Below are 1,893 nucleotides of genomic sequence, written 5' to 3' on the forward strand. Positions count from 1 at the left end.
GAAAAGACATCAACCGAGATTCCGTTAGTAGTGGCGAGCGAACGCGGACCAGGCCAGTGCCTCATCTTCAGTTAGCAGAACGACTTGGAAAGGTCGACCATAGTGGGTGACAGTCCCGTATGCGAAAACGATAGATGAGGACTCGAGTAGGGCGGGACACGTGAAATCCTGTCTGAACATGGGGGGACCACCCTCCAAGCCTAAATACTCGTACATGACCGATAGCGAACACAGTACCGTGAGGGAAAGGTGAAAAGCACCCCGATGAGGGGAGTGAAACAGTACCTGAAACCGGATGCTTACAAGCAGTTGGAGCCTCTTTAGGGGGTGACAGCGTACCTCTTGCATAATGGGTCAGTGACTTAATGTACCATGCGAGCTTAAGCCGTTAGGTGTAGGCGCAGCGAAAGCGAGTCTGAATAGGGCGACTGAGTATGGTGTATTAGACCCGAAACCCGGCGATCTAGGCATGACCAGGTTGAAGGTGCGGTAACACGCACTGGAGGACCGAACCGTTGAATGTTGAAAAATTCTCGGATGAGTTGTGTTTAGGGGTGAAAGGCCAATCAAGCCGGGAAATAGCTGGTTCTCCGCGAAATCTATTGAGGTAGAGCGTCGAATGATTGCCGTTGGGGGTAGAGCACTGGATGGATGCGGGGGTCGCGAGATCTACCAATTCTAACCAAACTCCGAATACCAACGAGACTAGTTCGGCAGACAGACGGCGGGTGCTAAGGTCCGTCGTCAAAAGGGAAACAGCCCTAACCTACAGCTAAGGTCCCCAAGTCATCACTAAGTGGGAAAGCATGTGGGAATCCCAAAACAACCAGGAGGTTGGCTTAGAAGCAGCCATCCTTTAAAGAAAGCGTAACAGCTCACTGGTCTAAACAAGGGTTCCTGCGGCGAAAATGTAACGGGGCTAAAGTGATGCACCGAAGCTTAGGGTTCAGTCTTTGACTGAGCGGTAGCGGAGCGTTCCGTAGGCGAGTGAAGCGGGAGGGTAACCGACCGTGGACGTATCGGAAGTGCGAATGCTGACATGAGTAGCGACAAAGAGGGTGAGATGCCCTCTCGCCGAAAGACCAAGGGTTCCTGCTTAAAGCTAATCTGAGCAGGGTGAGCCGGCCCCTAAGACGAGCCCGAAGGGGGTAGTCGATGGGAACCACGTTAATATTCGTGGGCCTGGTGGTGTGTGACGGATCACTTACATTGTACAACCTTATTGGATTGGTTGTGCTTTCACGTGGTTCCAGGAAATAGCCCCACCGTATAGACCGTACCCGAAACCGACACAGGTGGTCAGGTAGAGTATACCAAGGCGCTTGAGAGAAGTATCCTGAAGGAACTCGGCAAATTGCCTCCGTACCTTCGGAAGAAGGAGGCCCCATATATGCGCAAGCACTTGTGGGGGGCACAGGCCAGGGGGTAGCGACTGTTTAGCAAAAACACAGGACTCTGCTAAGTCGGCTTCAAGACGACGTATAGGGTCTGACGCCTGCCCGGTGCCGGAAGGTTAAGAGGAGGAGTGCAAGCTCCGAATTGAAGCCCCGGTAAACGGCGGCCGTAACTATAACGGTCCTAAGGTAGCGAAATTCCTTGTCGGGTAAGTTCCGACCTGCACGAATGGCGTAACGACTTCCCCACTGTCTCCAGGATATGCTCAGCGAAATTGAATTCTCCGTGAAGATGCGGAGTACCCGCGGTTAGACGGAAAGACCCCGTGCACCTTTACTGCAGCTTCAGAGTGGCATTAGGATAGAATTGTGTAGCATAGGTGGGAGGCTTTGAAGCACCGGCGCCAGCTGGTGTGGAGCCATAGGTGAAATACCACCCTGTTATGTTCTGATGTCTAACCCAGGACCGTTATCCGGTTCGGGGACCCTCTGTGGCGGG

The 1,893-nt window shown here is 53.1% G+C and carries 1 rRNA gene (running past one end of the window); it reads left to right on the forward strand.

Annotated features, from left to right (window positions below):
• Positions 1-1,893, forward strand: a 23S ribosomal RNA gene (locus LH128_RS08310) (its annotated part extends 254 nt beyond the left edge of the window); the annotation flags it as partial.

The sequence above is a fragment of the Sphingomonas sp. LH128 genome (assembly GCF_000293195.2).
GTDB lineage: Bacteria > Pseudomonadota > Alphaproteobacteria > Sphingomonadales > Sphingomonadaceae > Novosphingobium > Novosphingobium resinovorum_A.